This window comes from Streptomyces sp. NC-S4, assembly GCF_054353315.1.
The window spans coordinates 2,587,424-2,606,246 of sequence record NZ_CM135937.1 but is presented as its reverse complement, the minus strand read 5'-3'; the positions used below and the strand labels follow the sequence as shown (position 1 = coordinate 2,606,246).

Genomic DNA, 18,823 nt, shown 5'->3' with positions numbered 1-18,823 from the left:
GCCATGGAAAGCAGCAGCACCGGTACGGGCACCGGCGGGGGCCGTCGTGCGATCACCCGGCAGAAGCTCTACGAAGCGGCCGTCACCCTGATCGCCGAGCAGGGCTTCTCCGCGACCACGGTCGATGAGATCGCCGAGCGGGCGGGAGTCGCGAAGGGCACCGTCTACTACAACTTCGCGAGCAAGAACGAGCTGTTCGAGGAGCTGCTCCGGCACGGCGTCGGCCTGCTGACGGCCTCCCTGCGGACCGCGGCGGAGGAGACGGAGGCCCGCGGCGGCAGCCGGGTCGAGGCGCTCGACGCGATGATCCGCGCGGGGCTCGTCTTCATCGACCGGTACCCGGCCTTCACCCAGCTCTACGTCGCCGAGCTGTGGCGCACCAACCGCGCCTGGCAGTCCACGCTGATGGTGGTCCGTCAGGAGGCGGTAGCCGTCGTGGAGAAGGTGCTGCGCGAGGGCGTCGAACGCGGTGAGCTGAGCGCCGAGATCGATGTGCCGCTCACGGCGGCCGCGATGGTCGGGATGGTGCTGGTGGCCGCGCTGGACTGGCAGTCCTTCCAGAGCGAGCGGTCCCTGGACGACGTGCACTCGGCGCTGTCGCTGCTGCTGAGGGGCCGGGTCAGCGGCAACCGCTGAGTCCCGGCGCACCACACCCCCCAGTCGGCGGTGCCGCGCGGGCGTGCCGCCCCGTAGAACTGGTGGGGCCGGCCGCGGCGGCTGAGTACCCGTACCTAGGCGCGGAGATGAGTACGTGCGCGGATGGGCTCCCACCTGCGCGGACGGCAGACTGGGAGCAACGGACAGGAGACCCGGTCCGCACCGCCGACACGGGGCTGCGGAGCGGACCGGGTGCCTCCTTCCGTGACCGGGACGGGGGACGCGAACCCGGTGACGCAGGACGGGAGAAGGCGGTGGGGCTCGGGGGGATCGAGCCTCGCCGCCTTCTCGCGTCCGCGGGTCCGGCGGATCGTGCGGCGGCCCGCGGTGCGCGGGCGGGCGTCACGCCGCCGAGCGGGCCTCACATCGCCGAGCGGGCGAGGCCGAGCAGGCCCGTACGCATCCGCTGTTCGCCGAGCTCCGGCAGGAGCGCGGCGACGTGCTCGGCCGCCAGGGCGGCGAGCAGGGCGTGGGCGGCGTGGTCGGGGTCGGGCGCGGTGGAGAGCAGGATCGCCACGTGGCGGTGCCAGAACCGGTAGGCCCCGATCCTGTACCGGGCTCCGGGCGTGGCGGTCTCGGACATCCGGACCAGCGCCAGATGCTCCAGCAGGAAGTCGAAGTAGGCGTCGAGGAACGCGGCCAGGCGCTCGTCGGCCGGGGCCCCGGGGCCCAGCGGGGGCGGCCCGGACAGGACCGCCTCCTGCAGTACGCGCTCGCGGGCGTCCAGCAGCGCGGTGGCCAGCCCCGACTTGTCACCGAACCGGCGGAACAGGGTGCCCTTGCCGACGCCGGCGGCCGCTGCCACCTGGTCCATGGACACCGTCTCGACGCCCTGCTCGGCGAACAGCCTGGCGGCCGCCTCCAGCACGGCGGCCCGGTTCCGGGCCGCGTCCGCACGTTCCTTGGGCGGCGGCGTCCGCAGGAGTTCCAGGGGCACTGGCGAACCGGACTGCAGTCCGTTACTGTCGTGAGCCATAAGTGGACTGTAGTCCGATTCCTTTGGAGGCAGTGGCATGACTGTACTCATCACACGTGACGAACTGGCGGCGGCGATCGAGGACGGCGCCGTGACCGTCGTCGACACGCTCGGCGGCGAATACTACGCCCGGCAGCACCTGCCCGGCGCCCTGGCGCTGGCCCCGGCGGACGTCGACGCCCAGGCGTCCACCGTGCTCCCCGACCGCGAGGCCGCGATCGTCACGTACTGCTCCAACCCGGCGTGCTCCAACAGCGGACAGGTCGCCGACCGGCTCACCGCCCTCGGCTACACCGACGTACGCAAGTACCGCGAGGGCATCCAGGACTGGGTCGAGGCCGGTCTCCCCACCGAAACCGCCTGACGTCACCCGGCGGGGGCGAAGACTCCGCACGGAGCCTCCGCCCCCCGCTCCAGGTCCTGCTCAGCCGCGGCCCCTCAGCGGGAGCCGCAGGCGCACGGCGGTCAGGCGGGCCGACACCGCCGAGGTGACCGCGGCCCAACGGGCCGAGACGGCCCAGGAGACGCGGGCCGCCGAGCGCGGCAGCAGCAGCGCGCGCAGCCGGGGGAGCCGGTCCGCCGACGCCAGCAGGCCCGTACGGGCCAGCAGCACGTCGTCCGCCAGCTCCGGGTACGAGACCTCCGCGCCCGGGGGCGCGTACAGGGCCCGCTCCACCGCACCGGCGACCCGGTGCACGGCCGCCGCCGGTTCCGGCTCCAGGCGCCCCAGGTCCACGATCCGGCTCGCCGCCCGGCGCGGGGATAGCGCCCCGTCCGGGGCCACCCCCGCGTCCCAGGCGGTGTCGCCCAGTTCCCGCCAGGCCGTCAGGACCTCCCCGGTCGCCAGGCGCCGGGCCCGCAGCCGGGTCCGCCACAGCAGCGGGAGCAGGGGCACGCCCAGCACGGCCACCGCGAGCGCCGTCCAGCCGAGGACCGCCGTCACCGACGGCCCGCCGCCGTCACCCGCGTGCTGCGCGGGCGCCGCGGCGTCGCACTCGCCGAGCTTCTTCAGGGCCGGCGGGCACTCGGGGGTCGCCGTCGGCGCCGTCGACGGCGCCGACGGGCTCTGCGAGGGCAGCGGCGCCGGCGCGGACGGCTGGGCGGCCGGCGTCTGTGCCCGGGAGTAGTCGGGAATGTTGATGCCGGAGCGGGGCGTCGGCTCGAAGCGGGTCCAGCCCACGCCCTCGAAGTACAGCTCGGGCCAGGCGTGCGCGTCGCGCATCGACACGTTCACGCTGCCGTCCGACTGCCTCTCGCCGGGGGTGAAGCCCACCGCGACGCGGGCCGGGATGCCCAGCGAGCGGGACATCGCCGCCATCGAGAAGGCGAAGTGGACGCAGAAGCCCTCCTTGTCGTCCAGGAACCGGGCGACCGCCTGCGGACCCGTGCCCGAGGCCGTCCTCGTGTTGTAGCGGAACCCGCCGTTCACGGCGAAGTAGTCCTGCAGCTTCACGGCCCGCGTGTAGTCGTCCTTCGCCCCCTGCGTCACCTGACGGGCCCGCTCGGCGACCACCGGCGGCAGGTTGTCCGGGAGCTTGGTGTACTCCTCCCGGACCGCCGGGTCGGGATCGGCGGCCTTCTGGAGCTGCTGGGCCGTCGGCTTCAGCAGCAGGCTGCGCACGGTGTACTCGGCGCCCTGGACGTTCTGGAACCGGTCCCGGCCCAGCTGATCGCCGACCAGGGTCCGGCCGGCCGGCTCGAACCGCCACTTGCCGCCTATGGCCACCGACGTCGCCGGATACGGCATCGGGAGGTAGCGCTGGGTGTAGTAGTCCGCCGCCGAGATGCTGGTGGTGACCTCGACCGCGGTGCCGCTGACCGGGGAGCGCAGTCCCGGCGGCGGCGGAAGCTGCTCCGGCACGTCGGTCAGGGCCCGCCCGGAGGCCTCCCACTTGACGCCGTTGAACTCGTCCAGGGCCAGGATCCGCAGGTACTGATCGGCCTGCTGCGGGCTGTTCGTCCGGTACTTCAGGATCACGCGGTTGTCCTGCGCGTTCAGGTTGCTCTGCAGGGAGACCAGCGGGTTGACCGCCGAGATCGTCCCGCCCGTGCCGCCGCCGCTCTCCTCGGCCTCCTGGTTGCCGCCCAGCAGTCCGCCGCCGAGCGAGGGCAGTACGGCCGGCACCGCCAGCGCCAGGCCCAGGGTCACCGCGCCGATCCGCCGCCCGAACTTCACGGGCGCCGTCGCCTGCCCGCCCGCCCCGTTGCCGAGGCCGGAGTCGGCGGCGCCCCGGCGCGGGGCCGCGCCGAAGACACGGCCCCACTGGGCGAGCCGGTCACGGCCCTCGGACAGCAGCAGCATCAGGTAGCCGCAGCCCGCGAGCAGGAAGGAGAACCAGGAGGCGTCCCCGCCGCCGGCCAGGCCCGAGGCCACCGAGTACAGCGCCAGCAGCGGCAGTCCGGCCGCGGCGGCCGTGCGCAGGGTCACCGCCAGCGCGTCCACCAGGAGCCCGATCAGCAGCACACCGGAGACCAGCAGCAGCTTGATGCCGTCCGTCAGCGGAGCCGGGATCGCGAACTCGCCCACGTCCCGCAGGCCCTGGTTGAACAGCGCGCCGAAGTCCGTCACCAGGTAGGCCAGCGGCCCGTCCCCGTGGGACTCGCCCTTGCCGGCGTACAGGAACGCGAGCACCAGCAGCGACACCAGCGCCTGCGCGGCCACGGTCAGCGTCCGGGCCAACGGCACCCGCCGGGCCCCGGCGCCCACCGCGCTCTGCACGGCGAGCAGCAGCACCGCCTGCAGCAGCCAGGCCTGCGAGTCCACCAGCGGATTCAGCGACCACGCGGTGAGCAGCGTCGCCAGTGCCGCGAACAGCGTCAGTTTCGCCCGCCCGCTCATTCCCGACCTCCGGAGGTTCCCGTGCCGACGCGTGCGGTCCCGGCCTGGCGCCACAGTTCGCCGAAGGCCACCCCGGGCGGGACGGCCAGCGCGGTCCAGCCCGCGTCGCGCAGCCTGCGCAGCCGCTCCTCCAGCGGGGGCACGTCGTGCCCCGGAGCGGGCTGTCCGCCCCAGCTCGCGCAGTCCAGTACGAAGGCCACCGCACCCGAGGTGCGCTGGCGCATCCGGGCGGCCAGTTCTGTCTGCACGTCGTCCAGGTCGCCGAAGAAGGCGATGAGGAGCCCGTCACCGCCGGCTCCGCCGAAGGCGCCGCCACCGGCGCGCACCGCGTCGTAGGCGCGGGAGAGCCCGGCGCCGTCGGAGTGCCCGACGACCGCGAGGGTGTCCATCATCAGCCCGGCGGCCTCCGCGGACTCCTGCCCGCCGGAGGAGAATCCGCCGCCGCCCTCACCGGGCGCCGCGTCGCCCGTGTCGGTGAGCAGCCGTACGGAGAAGCCCTGTTCCAGGACGTGCACCAGGCTGGAGGCGGCCGCCGAAACGGCCCACTCGAAGGCGGAGTCGGGGCCGGCGCCGTCGAAGGCCAGGCGCCGGGTGTCCAGCAGGACGGTGGCCCGGCTGCGCTGCGGCTGCTCCTCGCGGCGGACCATCAGCTCGCCGTAGCGGGCGGTCGAGCGCCAGTGCACCCGGCGCAGGTCGTCGCCGCGCCGGTAGCCGCGGGGGATCACGTCGTCGTCGCCGGCCAGTGCCAGGGAGCGGCGGCTGCCGTCGCCGTAGCCGTTGGACTCGCCGGCCAGGCGGATGGGCGGCAGGGGCTCGGTGCGCGGGATGACGGTGAGGGTGTCGTAGGTGCTGAAGGAACGGGTCAGCTCGACCAGCCCGAACGGGTCGGACAGGCGCAGCTGGAGGGGGCCGAGCGGGTAGCGGCCGCGCAGGTCGGAGCGGACCCGGTAGGACACCTCGCGGCGGCCGCCGGGCTCGACCCGGTCCAGCACGAACCGCGGGCGCGGGCCCAGTACGTAGGGCACCCGGTCCTGGAGCATCAGCAGGCCGGTGGGCAGCCGCGAGACGTTGTCCATGCGCAGCTGTACGCGGGCCTCGCTGCCCGCGGGGACCCGCCCCGGGCTGAGCCGGCGGCTGCCGGAGACCCGGAAGCGGGTGCGGTGGAGGGCGTAGACGCAGACCAGCGGCAGGAGGGCGAGCAGCATGCCGACCCGCAGCAGTTCGCCCTGGCCCAGGACGTACGCGCAGGCGGCGGCCGCTATCCCGGCGGCCAGGAACGAGCGGCCGCGGGTGGTCAGCCCGGACAGCGACGCGCGCAGTCCGCCGCCGTCCCCCGGGCCACCGGCGCCGCGCGGGGCACCGGCGCTCATCAGAAGCCCCGGGCGCCCGCGCCGGGCGGCATCTCGCCGCGGGCGTGCGCGGCCGGGACGGGGGTGCGCTGCAGGATCTCGCCGACGACCTGCTCGGCGGTGCGGCGGTTGAGCTGGGCCTGCGCGGTGGGCAGCAGCCGGTGCGCGAGGACCGGGGCGGCCAGGGCCTGGACGTCGTCGGGCAGGACGTAGTCCCGGCCGGCGAGCGCGGCGGAGGCCTTCACGGCGCGCAGCAGGTGCAGGGTGGCGCGGGGCGAGGCGCCGAGCCGCAGGTCGGGGTGGGTGCGGGTGGCGGAGACCAGGTCGACGACGTAGCGCCGGACGGGCTCGGCCACGTAGACCTCGCGGACCGCCTCGATCAGCTTGACGATCTCGTGGGAGTGCGCGACGGACGTCAGGTCGTCGAGCGGGGAGATGCCGCCGTGCACGTCGAGCATCTGGAGCTCGGCCTCGGGGCTGGGGTAGCCGACGGAGACGCGGGCCATGAAGCGGTCGCGCTGGGCCTCGGGCAGCGGGTACGTGCCCTCCATCTCCACCGGGTTCTGGGTGGCGACGACCATGAAGGGGCTGGGCAGCGTGTAGGTCGTGCCGTCGATGGTGACCTGGCGCTCCTCCATCGACTCCAGCAGCGCGGACTGGGTCTTGGGGGAGGCGCGGTTGATCTCGTCACCGATGACGATCTGCGCGAAGATCGCGCCCGGCTTGAACTCGAACTCGCGGCGCTGCTGGTCGTAGATGCTGACACCGGTGATGTCGGAGGGCAGCAGGTCGGGCGTGAACTGGATGCGCTGGACCGAGCAGTCGATGGACTTGGCGAGCGTCTTGGCGAGCATCGTCTTGCCGACGCCGGGGACGTCCTCGATCAGCAGGTGGCCCTCGGCGAGGAGCACGGTCAGCGCGAGGCGGACGACCTCGGGCTTGCCTTCGATCACGCTCTCGACCGACTGGCGCACCCGCTCCACCGTGCTGGTCAGATCCGCGAGGCTCGCTCGGTCGTCGTACGTCGTCACCTGGTTCTCCTCGGCCCATTTCCAGGGCCGACGCCCTTGGCGCATGAACCGGCCCACCCCGAAACACGGACACCGGTCCCGGGGGATCCCGGGTGGTGCCATCCCGCATTCTTGACGGCGTCAAGGCCCCGTGTCACTCAGGAGCTGGGATCGATCTCCCGCAGGAGCCCGGTGTGCACATCGAAGACGAAGCCTCGCACATCGTCCTTGTGGGGCAGGAAGGGGTTCGTGCGGACCCGCTGCATGGACTGGCGAACGTCCTGGTCGACGTCACGGAAGGCCTCGACGGCCCAGGCGGGACGCTGGCCGACCTCGTCCTCCAGCTCGTGCCGGAAGTCCTCGGTCAGGTTCTCGAGACCGCATCCCGTGTGGTGGATGAGTATCACCGTGCGGGTGCCCAGGGCCCGCTGGCTGATGGTGAGGGAGCGGATCGTGTCGTCGGTGACCACACCGCCCGCGTTGCGGATCGTGTGGCAGTCGCCGAGTTCCAGCCCGAGGGCCTTGTGCAGGTCGAGGCGGGCGTCCATGCAGGCCACGACGGCGACCTTGAGGACGGGGCGGGCGTCCATGCCGGGGTCGGAGAACTGCGCGGCGTAACGCTGATTCGCCTCGACCAGCCGGTCGGTGACGGATCCGCCGACGGATGCCTCGGACGTGGACTCGGCAGGCAGGGATGCGGAAGTCGTCATGGCTACGACGTTAGTGGTCACGGCGGGTCGTGGCCCCGCGTGAGAGCGGACAAAGAACGCCAACGAGGCTTGTTGTGAGCTAACCCACAGGGGTGGGCGTGAGGAGGCTTTTCAGGTGATTCGCGGCATTTGCCGGTTCGGGCCGCGAGCCGTGCACGCCGCGCGGGGCGGTTCGTTGACCGCGGCGACCGTTGCACTAAAGTGACGCGAACCGGCCGGAGCCCGGCCCTGACCGGCCGCCCGGCCCCCGATGAACACTCCGCGTGCGCGGCGCGTACGTACGGCCCGGCCCTCTCCCGCTCACCGGCCGACCGGCGCCACCTTCCCCGGCGCCGGTCGCGGATGCGGGGATCCGGTGGTGCGTACGCCTGCCGCGCCGTTATCTGAGAGGGCGCTTTGACTAGCGAGTCCCGACATGTCCCGGTGATGCTCCAGCGGTGCCTGGACCTGTTGGCCCCGGCACTGGAGAGGCCCGGGGCCGTCGTCGTCGACTGCACCCTCGGCCTCGGCGGCCACAGCGAGGCCCTGCTCACCCGGTTCCCCGAGGCCCACCTGATCGGCCTCGACCGCGACAAGGAGGCCCTGCGGCTCTCCGGCGAGCGGCTCGCGCCCTTCGGCGACCGGGCCACCCTCGTCCACGCGATCTACGCCGACCTCGCCGAGGTCCTGGACGGGCTGGGCATCCCCGCCGTCCAGGGCATCCTCTTCGACCTGGGCGTCTCCTCCATGCAGCTGGACGAGGCGGACCGCGGGTTCGCGTACGCCCAGGACGCGCCGCTGGACATGCGCATGGACCAGACGACCGGCATCAGCGCGGCCGAGGTGCTCAACACCTACGCGCCGGGCGAGCTGGTGCGGATCCTGCGCCAGTACGGCGAGGAGAAGCAGGCCAAGCGAATCGTCTCGGCGATCGTCCGGGAGCGGGAGAAGGAGCCCTTCGCCAACAGCGCCCGGCTGGTCGAACTGATCCGTGACTCCCTTCCGCAGGCAGCCAAGCGGACCGGCGGCAACCCGGCGAAGCGGACCTTCCAGGCACTGCGGATCGAGGTCAACGGAGAGCTCTCCGGGCTGGAGCGGGCCATTCCGGCGGCGGTGGACCGGATCGCGGTCGGCGGCCGGATCGCGGTGCTCTCCTACCACTCGCTGGAGGACCGCCTGGTCAAGCAGGTCTTCGCGGCCGGCGCGACCTCGACGGCCCCGCCCGGCCTGCCGGTGGTGCCCGAGAAGTACCAGCCGAAGCTGAAACTGCTCACGCGCGGCGCCGAGCTGCCCACCGAGGAGGAGATCGCCGAGAACCGGCGGGCCGCCCCGGCCAGGTTCCGCGGCGTCGAACGCATCCGGGAGGCGCGACTGTGACCAAGGCCGGGAAGGTCGCCACGCTGACCCGCGGGCAGGCGGCCCGCCTCGGCCGGGCGCTCGGCGGCCGCCCGGCCCGCCCGCGTCCCGGCGGGCAGGCGGCCCGGATGCCGTTCGTCCTGCTGGTCGTGGCCCTGCTCGGCGGCGGCCTGATCAGCCTGCTGCTGCTGAACTCGGCACTGAACGAAGGCTCCTTCCAGCTCAGCAAGCTGCGCAAGGAGACCACCGCCCTCACCGACGAGGAACAGGCGCTGCAGCGCGACGTCGACGCCTACTCCGCGCCCGACGCGCTGCAGCGGCGGGCGCACGAGCTGGGCCTCGTCCCCGGCGGCAGCCCGGTCTTCATCGGCCCCGACGGCAAGGTCGCCGGCAGCCCGGCGGTCGCCGAGGCCCCGCCGTCACCGACCCCGACCCCGGCTCCGCCGGCGGTCCCGGGCGCCTCCCCGGCCGCACCCGCGGCGTCGCCCCCGGCCCCGCAGGGCCCGGCAGCCGCGCCCCCGGCCCAGCCTTTGCCACAGCAGCCCACCCCCAACCCAGGTCGGTGACGTCGTGACGCGGATCCCCGCGGGGCCGTTCCCCACCCCGCCCTTCCTTCCCCAGCCACCGCCGGGAAGTGTCCCCGGTTCCCCGGACCCGGCAGATCCGGCCCCGCCGGCGAGCGGGGCACGGGGTCCGGGGCGGAGCCCCGCCGCCGCCCCGGTGGTGACCGCGTGAGCCCGCAGGAGCCGCCCCGGCGGCGGGTGCCCGGACCGGCCGGGCCGCCCCGGGCCGGCGACCGGGCCCGCGCCGGCGCCCGCCCGGCCTCGCGCCCCGCGACCCGGCGGCCGGCGGGCCCCCGCGCCCCGCACACGATCCGGCTCGGCAGCCCGCGCCCCCGGCTGCGCCTGGTCGGCGTCGGCCTGACCCTCGTCATGCTGGCCTTCGTGGTCCGCCTGCTCCAGGTCCAGGCCGTCGACGCCGCCGCGTTCTCCGCCGAGGCCTCCAAGAACCGCTACACCAGCGTCAAGCTGGCCGCCGAGCGCGGTGAGATCACCGACCGCCGGGGTGTCGCCCTCGCCACCAGCGTCGACGCGTACGACATCACCGCCGACCCGAAGATGTTCACCCCGCAGGACAGCAAGGCCCCGGACGCCCCGCAGCAGGCCGCCGCCCTCCTCGCGCCCATCCTCGGCAAGGACGCCAGGGAACTCACCGAGCGGCTGAGCACCAAGAACTCCCGCTACGTCGTCCTCGCCCAGCGCCAGACCCCCCAGGTCTGGAACCAGATCAAGGACCTCAAGCGGGTCTTCGCGGACAAGGCGGCGGCCGACAAGCGGGCCAACGGCCCCGGCGCCAACGTCCTCGCCGGCGTGTTCAAGGAGACGAGCAGCAAGCGGGTGTACCCGAACGGCGACCTCGCCGCCGGGATACTGGGTTACGTCAACGCCGAGGGCAAGGGCGCCGGCGGCCTGGAGTCCTCCCTCGACAAGAAGCTGTCCGGCAAGGACGGCGAGATCACCTACGCCCAGTCCGGCGGCCGCCAGGTCCCCACCGCCGACTCCAACGAGAAGCCCGCCGTCCCCGGCGAGGACATCCAGCTGACCATCGACCGGGACATCCAGTGGGCGGCGCAGAGCGCCATCGCCGAGCAGGTCCAGAAGTCCGAGGCCGACCGCGGCTACGTCATCGTCCAGGACACCCGCACCGGCGAGGTACTGGCCATGGCCAACGCCCCGGGCTTCGACCCCAACGACCTGACCCGGGCCCGCTCCGCCGCCATGGGCAACGCCGCGCTCCAGGACGTGTACGAGCCCGGCTCCACCGCCAAGGTCATGTCGATGGCCGCCGTGCTGGAGGAGAAGAAGGCCACCCCCGAGACCCGGGTCGAGGTGCCCAACCGCCTCCACCGGGGCGACCGGCTGTTCAAGGACGACATCGACCACCCGACCTGGTACCTGACCCTCAACGGGGTCCTCGCCAAGTCCTCCAACATCGGCACCATCCTGGCCACCGGCCAGCTCGGACCCACCCAGCCCGAGGCCAACGAGGTCCTGCACTCCTACCTGACCAAGTTCGGCATCGGCCGGCCCACCGGCCTGAACTACCCCGGCGAGTCCCGCGGCATCCTCGCCGCCCCCAAGGACTGGTCCACCTCCCAGCAGTACACGATCCCCTTCGGCCAGGGCCTCTCCCTCAACGCCATGCAGGCGGCCTCCGTGTACTCGACCATCGCCAACGGCGGGGTCCGCATCGAGCCGACGCTCATCCGCGGCACCAAGGGACCCGACGGCCGCTTCACCCCGGCCCCGGCCCCCGAGCAGAACCGTGTGATCAGCGCGGAGACCGCCAAGACCCTCGCCGAGATGCTCGAATCCGTGGTCGACGACCAGGAGGGCACCGGAACCAAGGCGAAGATCCCCGGCTACCGGGTCGGCGGCAAGACCGGCACCTCCAACCGGGTGGATCCGGCCACCGGCCGCTACAAGGGCTACACCGCCTCGTTCGCCGGATTCGCACCCGCGGACAATCCGCGCATCACCGTCTACTGCGCCATCCAGAACCCCACGAAGGGCAGCTACTTCGGCGGCCAGATCTGCGGCCCCATCTACAAGAAGGTCATGGAGTTCGCGCTCAAGACCCTCCAGGTGGCCCCCACGGGAACCGCCCCCGCCGGGCTCCCCGTCACCTATGACGCCGCTCCTCAGCCCGCCGCCCAGCCCGCCCCGCAGCCCAGTCCGCAGCCCGGCCAGTGACCCACAGCCAGGCCAGGCCCGCAAGAAAAGCGTGAGGCACCATCAGTGACAACGATCACCCCGAAACCCGGGAACCCGACGACCACCGAGGCCGAGGCCGGGGCCTCATTTCGCGGGCGGCCCGCCGCGCCCGGTACGCTCACCGCCGTGTCCCACGCTGATCAGCCCAGAAAGACCCAGACAGCCCCGGCAACGCCGCCGGGAGCGCCCCGGCCCGCGTCCGCCAGCCCGAGCCCGCTGGGCGAGCTGGCCACCCTGCTGGGCATCCCGGCGCCCGGCGCGGCGCAGATCACCGGCATCACGCACGACTCCCGTGCGGTCCGCCCCGGTGACCTGTACGCGGCCCTGCCCGGAGCCAGGACGCACGGCGCGGACTTCGCCGCCCAGGCGGCCGGCCTCGGCGCCGCCGCCGTGCTGACCGACCCCGCGGGGGCGGAGCGCGCCGCGGCGACCGGCCTGCCGGTCCTGACCGTCGACGACCCGCGCGGCCGGATGGGAGAGCTCGCCGCCGCGATCTACGGGCGCCCCGGTGAGGACCTGCTCCAGATCGGCATCACCGGCACCTCCGGCAAGACCACCACGGCGTACCTCGTCGAGGGCGGCCTGCGCGCGGCGGGCCGGAGCACCGGACTGGTCGGCACCGTCGAGATGCGCATCGGCGACGAGCGCATCAAGTCCGAGCGGACCACCCCCGAGGCCACCGACCTCCAGGCCCTCTTCGCGGTCATGCGCGAACGCGGGGTCGAGGCCGTGGCCATGGAGGTCTCCAGCCACGCCCTGGTGCTCGGCCGGGTCGACGGATGCGTCTTCGACGTCGCCGTCTTCAACAACCTGAGCCCGGAGCACATGGAGTTCCACTCCGACATGGAGGACTACTTCCAGGCCAAGGCGGGGCTCTTCACCGCCCGCCGGGCCCGCCTGGGCGTGGTCAACTTCGACGACGAGTACGGCCGCCGCCTGGCCAAGGAGGCCACCGTCCCGGTCGTCACGTTCTCCGCCGCCGGAGACCCGGCCGCCGACTGGCGCGCCGAGGACGTGGTCTTCGGCCCGGCGAGCTCCACCCTGACCCTGCTGGGCCCCGAAGGACAGCGCGTACGGGCCACCGCACCGCTGCCCGGCCCGTTCAACGTCGCCAACACCGTCGCCGCGATCGTCACGCTCGCCGCCGCCGGCCTCGACCCGCAGACCGCCGCCGACGGCGTCGCCGCGGTCCCCGGGGTCCCCGGCCGGCTGGAGCGGGTGGACGCGGGACAGCCGTACCTCGCCGTCGTCGACTACGCGCACAAGACGGACGCCGTGGAATCGGTGCTGCGCGCGCTGCGCGAGGTCACCGAGGGCAAGCTGCACATCGTGCTCGGCTGCGGCGGCGACCGCGACACCACCAAGCGCGGCCCGATGGGGGCCGCGGCCGCCCGGTTCGCCGACACCGCCGTGCTGACCTCCGACAACCCGCGCTCCGAGGACCCGCTCGCGATCCTCGCCGCGATGTTCGAGGGCGCCGTGTCCGTGCCGCCCGCCGAGCGGGGCACCGTCCTGGTCGACGCCGACCGGGCCGCGGCCATCGCGGCCGCGGTCGCCCGCGCCCGGCCCGGGGACACCGTGCTCGTGGCCGGCAAGGGGCACGAGCAGGGCCAGGACACCGCCGGTGTCGTCCGCCCCTTCGACGACCGCACGGTGCTCCGCGCCGCGATCGAGCACCAGGCCGTGCTCGGCCGGACGGCCGCGCCCGACGAAACGACTCAGGTCCGACAGGCCGAGGTGAACCAGTGATCGCCCTTTCCCTCGCCGAGATCGCCGACATCACCGGCGGGCGGCCCCACGACATACCGGATCCGTCCGTCCAGGTCACCGGCCCGGTCGTCTACGACTCCCGTGAGGTCCGGCCGGGCAGCCTGTTCGCCGCCTTCGTCGGCGAGCGGGTCGACGGCCACGACTACGCGCAGCGCGCGGTGTCCGCCGGAGCCGTGGGCGTCCTCGCGACCCGGCCCGTCGGCGTACCGGCCATCGTGGTCCCCGACGTGGTGGCCGCGCTCGGCGCACTCGCCCGGGCCGTGGTCACGCGCCTGGGCACCGACGTCGTGGCACTCACCGGATCCGCCGGCAAGACCTCCACCAAGGACCTGATCGCGCAGGTGCTGCAGCACCACGCGCCGACCGTGTGGACCCCCGGGAACCTCAACAACGAGATCGGCCTGCCGATCACGACGCTGCGCGTCACCGAGGACACCCAGCACCTGGTCCTGGAGATGGGCGCCCGTGGCATCGGCCACATCCGCTACCTCACCGGACTGACGCCCCCGCGGATCGCTCTGGTCCTCAACGTCGGCACCGCCCACATCGGCGAGTTCGGCGGCCGTGAGCAGATCGCGCAGGCCAAGGGCGAGCTGGTCGAGGCCCTGCCGTCCGAGGCGGAGGGCGGCGTCGCCGTCCTCAACGCCGATGACCTGCTGGTTCGTGAGATGGCCGGGCGCACGAAGGCCCGTACGGTGCTGTTCGGAGAGGCCGAGGACGCCGAAATCCGGGCCACCGAAGTCCGTATGACGGACCGGGGACAGGCTTCCTTCACACTGCACACACCGACCGGGTGCAGTGACGTGACCTTGCGGCTGTACGGTGAGCACCACGTGTCGAACGCGCTCGCCGCGGCCGCCGTCGCCCACGTACTGGGCATGTCCGCCCTGGAGATCGCCACCGCGCTCTCCGGAGCGGGCACGCTGTCCCGGTGGCGGATGGAGGTCACCGAGCGGGCGGACGGTGTGACGATCGTCAACGACGCCTACAACGCGAACCCCGAGTCCATGCGGGCCGCACTCCGCGCGCTCGCCGCGATGGGCGGTGCCGGCAGGGCGAACGGGGGACGCACGTGGGCGGTGCTCGGCCCGATGGCCGAGCTCGGAGACGACGCTCTCGCCGAGCACGACGCGGTCGGACGACTTGTCGTCCGGCTCAACGTGAGCAAGCTCGTCGCAGTCGGGGGCAGGGAAGCATCCTGGCTGCAACTGGGCGCATATAACGAGGGTTCGTGGGGTGAGGAGTCGGTGCTCGTGTCCGACGCGCAGGCGGCGGTCGACCTGTTGCGCAGTGAACTGCGCCCGGGTGACGTCGTGCTGGTGAAGGCTTCCAGGTCGGCCGGTCTGGAGCGGGTGGCCCAGGGCCTTCTCGACAGCACTGTCGAGGGCGAGGTCGCCGACCGATGAGGCAGATCCTGTTCGCCGGTGTCATCGGCATGTTCCTCACCGTCATCGGCACCCCGCTGCTGATCAAGCTGCTCGCCCGCAAGGGCTACGGCCAGTTCATCCGCGACGACGGCCCCCGCGGCCACGCCGGGAAGAAGGGCACGCCCACCATGGGCGGTATCTCCTTCATCCTGGCGACGCTCATCGCGTACGCCCTGACGAAGGTCCTCACCGGTGAGGAGCCGAGCTTCTCGGGCCTGCTCGTCCTGTTCCTGATGGCCGGCATGGGCCTCGTCGGGTACCTGGACGACTACATCAAGATCGTCAAGCGGCGTTCGCTGGGTCTGCGGGCCAAGGCGAAGATGTCCGGCCAGCTGATCGTCGGTATCGCCTTCGCGGTGCTGGCCCTCCAGTTCAAGGACTCGCGCGGGCTGACCCCGGCCTCCACCAAGCTGTCGTTCGTCACGGACTTCGGCTGGTCGATAGGCCCGGTGCTGTTCGTGGTCTGGGCGCTCTTCATGATCCTGGCGATGTCCAACGGCGTGAACCTCACCGACGGCCTGGACGGTCTCGCGACCGGCGCCGCCGTGATGGTCTTCGGCGCCTACACCTTCATCGGCATCTGGCAGTTCCAGGAGTCGTGCGCCAGGGCCGGTGACCTCACCAACCCGAACGCCTGCTTCGAGGTGCGAGACCCGCTCGACCTCGCGGTCGTCGCCTCTGCCCTCATGGGCGCCTGCTTCGGCTTCCTGTGGTGGAACACCTCGCCCGCCAAGATCTTCATGGGTGACACCGGCTCGCTCGCCCTCGGCGGCGCGCTCGCGGGCCTCGCCATCTGCTCCCGCACGGAGTTCCTGATGGCGCTCCTCGGCGGACTCTTCGTGCTCATCACGATGTCGGTCGTCATCCAGGTCGGTTCCTTCAAGATGACCGGCAAGCGGGTCTTCCGGATGGCGCCGCTGCAGCACCACTTCGAGCTCAAGGGCTGGTCCGAGGTACTGGTCGTGGTCCGCTTCTGGATCATCCAGGGCATGTGCGTGATCGTTGGTCTCGGTCTCTTCTACGCGGGATGGGCAGCCGACAAGTGACGTCCTGGCAGGACAAGAACATCACCGTCGCCGGTCTCGGCGTGAGCGGCATCAGTGCCGCCCGCGCCCTGGCCGGCCTCGGCGCAGTGGTGACCGTCGTCGACAACGGCGACGGTGACGCGCATCGCGCCCGCGCCGCCGAGCTCGAGGCGCAGGGCATCACCGTCCGCCTCGGCCGCCTCGCGGACGGCGGGCACGCGGGCGAGGTGCTGCCCGAGGGCACCGAACTGGTCGTCACCTCGCCCGGCTGGAAGCCCGACAGCCCGCTGTTCGAGGCCGCCGCCGAAGCCGGCGTGGACGTGGTCGGGGACGTGGAGATCGCCTGGCTGCTGCGCGAGGTGGGCCAGGAGCGGCGCGCCGCACGGTCCGGAGCGGACGCCGGGGCGCCCCCGCGGCCCCCGGCCCCCTGGCTCGCGATCACCGGCACCAACGGCAAGACCACCACCACCCAGATGCTGGCGTCGATCCTGAAGGCCGCGGGGCTGCGCACCGCCGCCGTCGGCAACATCGGCACCCCCATCATCGACGTGGTCCTCGGCGAGCAGGAGTACGACGTGCTCGCCGTCGAGCTCTCCAGCTACCAGCTGCACTGGGCGCCCTCGCTGCGCGTCCACTCGGCGGCCGTGCTCAACCTGGCCCCCGACCACCTCGACTGGCACGGCTCGATGCAGGCGTACGCCGCCGACAAGGGCCGGATCTACGAGGGCAACACGGTCGCCTGCGTCTACAACGTCGCCGACCCGGCCACCGAGAACCTGGTCGTGGAGGCCGACGTCGAAGAGGGCTGCCGCGCGATCGGCTTCACCCTCGGCGCCCCCGGCCCCTCCATGCTCGGCGTCGTCGACGGCATCCTCGTCGACCGGGCCTTCGTGGAGAACCGGCAGAAGAACGCCCAGGAGCTCGCCGAGGTCGCGGACGTCAATCCGCCGGCCCCGCACAACATCGCCAACGCGCTCGCCGCCGCGGCCCTGGCCCGTGCCTTCGGCGTGGAGCCGCGCGCCGTCCGTGACGGGCTGCGCGACTTCCGTCCGGACGCGCACCGCGTCGCGTACGTGGACGAGGTCGCCTCGGTCACCTACATCGACGACTCCAAGGCCACCAACACGCACGCGGCGGAGGCCTCGCTGGCGGCCTTCGAGCCGGTCGTGTGGATCGCGGGCGGCCTCGCGAAGGGCGCGACCTTCGACGACCTCGTGCAGAACGCCGCGAAGCGGCTGCGCGGCGCCGTGCTGATCGGCGCCGACCGGGCGCTCATCGCCGATGCGCTGGCGCGACACGCCCCCGAGGTCCCGGTCGTCGACCTCGACCGGACCGACACTGGGGCGATGCTCGCAGCGGTCCGGGAAGCCGCCGCGCTCGCCGAGCCCGGCGACACGGTCCTGCTGGCACCTGCCTGTGCCTCGATGGACATGTTCGCGAACTACAACAAGCGCGGGGACGCATTCGCCGACGCGGTGCGCGAACTGGCCGCCGAGAACGCTGCGGACACGGCCTAGGCCGGGGGCTCCGGGACAGGTTCCCTCCGGCCGGCAGCTCGCCTCGTACGAGTGGAGGGGAAGATCACAGATGCCGGCCAAGCAGATGCTGCCGGGGCGGCGGCCGTCCGCCGTGAAGGCGCAGGGCCGCAAGCGCCCTGCGGTGCGTACGAAGCGGCCCGCCGGGCGCGGGCCGCTGGCCCGGCTGCGGCGTACGCAGCGGCAGTTGCAGAAGGCCTGGGACCGCCCGCTCACCGCCTATTACCTGATTTTCGGCAGTTCCCTGCTCATCATCGTGCTCGGCCTGGTGATGGTGTACTCGGCCTCGATGATCAAGGCCCTCCAGCTCGGCCTCGGCGACGCGTACTTCTTCAAGAAGCAGTTCCTGGCCGCCCTCATCGGCGGCGTGCTCCTGTTCGCCGCCTCCCGGATGCCGGTCAAACTGCACCGTGCGCTCTCGTATCCGGTGCTCGCCGGCACCCTCTTCCTGATGGTCCTGGTCCAGGTCCCGGGGATAGGCGTCTCGATCAACGGCAACCAGAACTGGATCTCCCTCGGCGGTCCGTTCATGCTCCAGCCCAGCGAGTTCGGCAAACTGGCACTGATCCTGTGGGGCGCCGACCTGCTGGCGCGCAAGGGCGACAAGGGGCTGCTGAGCCAGTGGAAGCACCTGCTGGTGCCGCTGGTCCCGGTGGCCTTCCTGCTGCTCGGGCTGATCATGCTGGGCGGGGACATGGGCACCGCGATGATCCTCGGCGCCATCCTGTTCGGTCTGCTCTGGCTGGCCGGAGCCCCGACCCGGATGTTCGTCGGAGTGCTCGCCTTCGCGGGTGCGATCGTCGCACTGCTCATCAAGACGAGCCCGCACCGCATGGACCGGCTGGAATGCCTCGGGGCGACAGAACCGGGCAAGAACGACCTTTGCTGGCAGGCCGTTCACGGGATCTATGCCCTCGCCTCGGGTGGATGGTTCGGTTCCGGGCTGGGTGCAAGTGTGGAAAAATGGGGGCAACTACCCGAAGCCCACACCGACTTCATCTTCGCCATCACCGGGGAGGAACTGGGTCTCGCGGGGACGCTGTCGGTGCTCGCCCTGTTCGCGGCTCTAGGCTATGCGGGTATCCGCGTGGCCGGACGCACGGAGGACTCCTTCGTACGGTTTGCCGCGGGAGGCGTGACCACCTGGATCACGGCCCAGGCCGTGATCAACATCGGTGCGGTGCTCGGCCTGCTGCCGATCGCCGGAGTCCCGCTCCCGCTGTTCTCCTACGGAGGGTCAGCCCTGCTGCCGACCATGTTCGCGGTCGGACTGCTCATCGCCTTCGCGCGTGAGGAGCCGGCGGCGCGCGCGGCCCTCGCGATGCGACAGCCGAAGACCGGCTGGTGGCGGACCGGGGTGAGATGGAAGTCGATGAGACGGCGCGTCAAGAAGCGTCCGTCCGGAGAGCGGTGAAA

At 72.7% G+C, this 18,823-nt stretch carries 15 protein-coding genes; 10 read left to right on the top strand and 5 right to left on the bottom strand.

All coding sequences use genetic code 11. The features are described from left to right. The first annotated feature begins 3 nt into the window (after positions 1–3). Positions 4–636 (top strand): TetR/AcrR family transcriptional regulator, encoded by a 633-nt coding sequence (locus ACXNSR_RS11330; protein WP_237404093.1) that lies wholly within the window; start codon positions 4–6, stop codon positions 634–636. 382 nt (positions 637–1,018) lie between these two features. Here ACXNSR_RS11330 and ACXNSR_RS11325 read toward each other — a convergent pair whose 3' ends face one another. Next, complete coding sequence (locus ACXNSR_RS11325) at positions 1,019–1,633, bottom strand: TetR/AcrR family transcriptional regulator (protein WP_458641949.1); 615 nt, start codon at positions 1,631–1,633, stop codon at positions 1,019–1,021. A gap of 37 nt (positions 1,634–1,670) precedes the next feature. On the opposite strand from ACXNSR_RS11325, the gene ACXNSR_RS11320 reads away from it, so the two are divergent. Further along, positions 1,671–1,997, top strand: a complete 327-nt coding sequence (locus ACXNSR_RS11320) for a rhodanese-like domain-containing protein (protein WP_458641948.1) — start codon at positions 1,671–1,673, stop codon at positions 1,995–1,997. Positions 1,998–2,057: 60 nt separating this feature from the next. On the opposite strand, the gene ACXNSR_RS11315 is transcribed toward ACXNSR_RS11320, so the two are convergent. The 4 genes from ACXNSR_RS11315 to ACXNSR_RS11300 all read right to left on the bottom strand — a co-directional run bounded on the left by ACXNSR_RS11315 (position 2,058) and on the right by ACXNSR_RS11300 (position 7,604). Then, the gene (locus ACXNSR_RS11315; protein ID WP_458641947.1) at positions 2,058–4,472 is read right to left on the bottom strand and encodes a transglutaminase family protein; all 2,415 of its coding nucleotides are present in this window, start codon (positions 4,470–4,472) and stop codon (positions 2,058–2,060) included. Further along, on the bottom strand, positions 4,469–5,842 hold the full coding sequence (locus ACXNSR_RS11310; protein ID WP_458641946.1) for a DUF58 domain-containing protein: 1,374 nt from the start codon (positions 5,840–5,842) through the stop codon (positions 4,469–4,471). The genes ACXNSR_RS11315 and ACXNSR_RS11310 overlap by 4 nt, the downstream gene beginning before the upstream one ends. Next, on the bottom strand, positions 5,842–6,852 hold the full coding sequence (locus ACXNSR_RS11305; protein WP_458641945.1) for an AAA family ATPase: 1,011 nt from the start codon (positions 6,850–6,852) through the stop codon (positions 5,842–5,844). Before ACXNSR_RS11305 ends, ACXNSR_RS11310 begins: the two co-directional genes overlap by 1 nt. Positions 6,853–6,989: 137 nt before the next feature. Next, on the bottom strand, positions 6,990–7,604 hold the full coding sequence (locus tag ACXNSR_RS11300; protein WP_458641944.1) for a beta-class carbonic anhydrase: 615 nt from the start codon (positions 7,602–7,604) through the stop codon (positions 6,990–6,992). 363 nt (positions 7,605–7,967) lie between these two features. Between ACXNSR_RS11300 and rsmH the strand changes: the two genes are divergently transcribed. The 8 genes from rsmH (at position 7,968) to ftsW (ending at position 18,821) form a co-directional block, all read left to right on the top strand. After that, positions 7,968–8,897 carry a 16S rRNA (cytosine(1402)-N(4))-methyltransferase RsmH gene (rsmH, locus tag ACXNSR_RS11295; RefSeq protein WP_327388655.1) on the top strand — a complete coding sequence of 310 codons (930 nt, stop codon included), beginning with the start codon at positions 7,968–7,970 and terminating at the stop codon, positions 8,895–8,897. Beyond that, positions 8,894–9,442: a hypothetical protein gene (locus tag ACXNSR_RS11290; protein WP_458641943.1), complete on the top strand. Its 549-nt coding sequence runs from the start codon at positions 8,894–8,896 to the stop codon at positions 9,440–9,442. Before rsmH ends, ACXNSR_RS11290 begins: the two co-directional genes overlap by 4 nt. Positions 9,443–9,607: 165 nt before the next feature. After that, positions 9,608–11,629 (top strand): peptidoglycan D,D-transpeptidase FtsI family protein, encoded by a 2,022-nt coding sequence (locus ACXNSR_RS11285; RefSeq protein ID WP_458641942.1) that lies wholly within the window; start codon positions 9,608–9,610, stop codon positions 11,627–11,629. 45 nt (positions 11,630–11,674) lie between these two features. Then, positions 11,675–13,399, top strand: a complete 1,725-nt coding sequence (locus tag ACXNSR_RS11280; RefSeq protein WP_458641941.1) for a UDP-N-acetylmuramoyl-L-alanyl-D-glutamate--2,6-diaminopimelate ligase — start codon at positions 11,675–11,677, stop codon at positions 13,397–13,399. Next, positions 13,396–14,826 carry a UDP-N-acetylmuramoyl-tripeptide--D-alanyl-D-alanine ligase gene (locus ACXNSR_RS11275; RefSeq protein WP_458641940.1) on the top strand — a complete coding sequence of 477 codons (1,431 nt, stop codon included), beginning with the start codon at positions 13,396–13,398 and terminating at the stop codon, positions 14,824–14,826. The genes ACXNSR_RS11280 and ACXNSR_RS11275 overlap by 4 nt, the downstream gene beginning before the upstream one ends. Beyond that, positions 14,823–15,893 (top strand): phospho-N-acetylmuramoyl-pentapeptide-transferase, encoded by a 1,071-nt coding sequence (gene mraY / locus ACXNSR_RS11270; RefSeq protein ID WP_458641939.1) that lies wholly within the window; start codon positions 14,823–14,825, stop codon positions 15,891–15,893. Before ACXNSR_RS11275 ends, mraY begins: the two co-directional genes overlap by 4 nt. Next, a complete protein-coding gene (gene murD / locus ACXNSR_RS11265) occupies positions 15,875–17,389 on the top strand; it encodes a UDP-N-acetylmuramoyl-L-alanine--D-glutamate ligase (protein ID WP_458641938.1) in 1,515 nt (504 codons plus the stop codon). The genes mraY and murD overlap by 19 nt, the downstream gene beginning before the upstream one ends. A gap of 70 nt (positions 17,390–17,459) precedes the next feature. Beyond that, positions 17,460–18,821, top strand: a complete 1,362-nt coding sequence (gene ftsW, locus ACXNSR_RS11260) for a putative lipid II flippase FtsW (protein WP_458641937.1) — start codon at positions 17,460–17,462, stop codon at positions 18,819–18,821. Positions 18,822–18,823: the final 2 nt, after the last annotated feature.

Excerpts from the sequence above, each read along its gene's own strand:
- mraY (WP_458641939.1), top strand. The coding sequence starts at position 14,823 with ATGAGGCAGATCCTGTTCGCCGGTGTCATCGGCATGTTCCTCACCGTC.
- ACXNSR_RS11330 (WP_237404093.1), top strand. The coding sequence starts at position 4 with ATGGAAAGCAGCAGCACCGGTACGGGCACCGGCGGGGGCCGTCGTGCG.
- murD (WP_458641938.1), top strand. The coding sequence starts at position 15,875 with ATGGGCAGCCGACAAGTGACGTCCTGGCAGGACAAGAACATCACCGTC.
- ACXNSR_RS11315 (WP_458641947.1), bottom strand. The coding sequence starts at position 4,472 with ATGAGCGGGCGGGCGAAACTGACGCTGTTCGCGGCACTGGCGACGCTG.
- ftsW (WP_458641937.1), top strand. The coding sequence starts at position 17,460 with ATGCCGGCCAAGCAGATGCTGCCGGGGCGGCGGCCGTCCGCCGTGAAG.
- ACXNSR_RS11325 (WP_458641949.1), bottom strand. The coding sequence starts at position 1,633 with ATGGCTCACGACAGTAACGGACTGCAGTCCGGTTCGCCAGTGCCCCTG.
- ACXNSR_RS11320 (WP_458641948.1), top strand. The coding sequence starts at position 1,671 with ATGACTGTACTCATCACACGTGACGAACTGGCGGCGGCGATCGAGGAC.
- rsmH (WP_327388655.1), top strand. The coding sequence starts at position 7,968 with ATGCTCCAGCGGTGCCTGGACCTGTTGGCCCCGGCACTGGAGAGGCCC.
- ACXNSR_RS11310 (WP_458641946.1), bottom strand. The coding sequence starts at position 5,842 with ATGAGCGCCGGTGCCCCGCGCGGCGCCGGTGGCCCGGGGGACGGCGGC.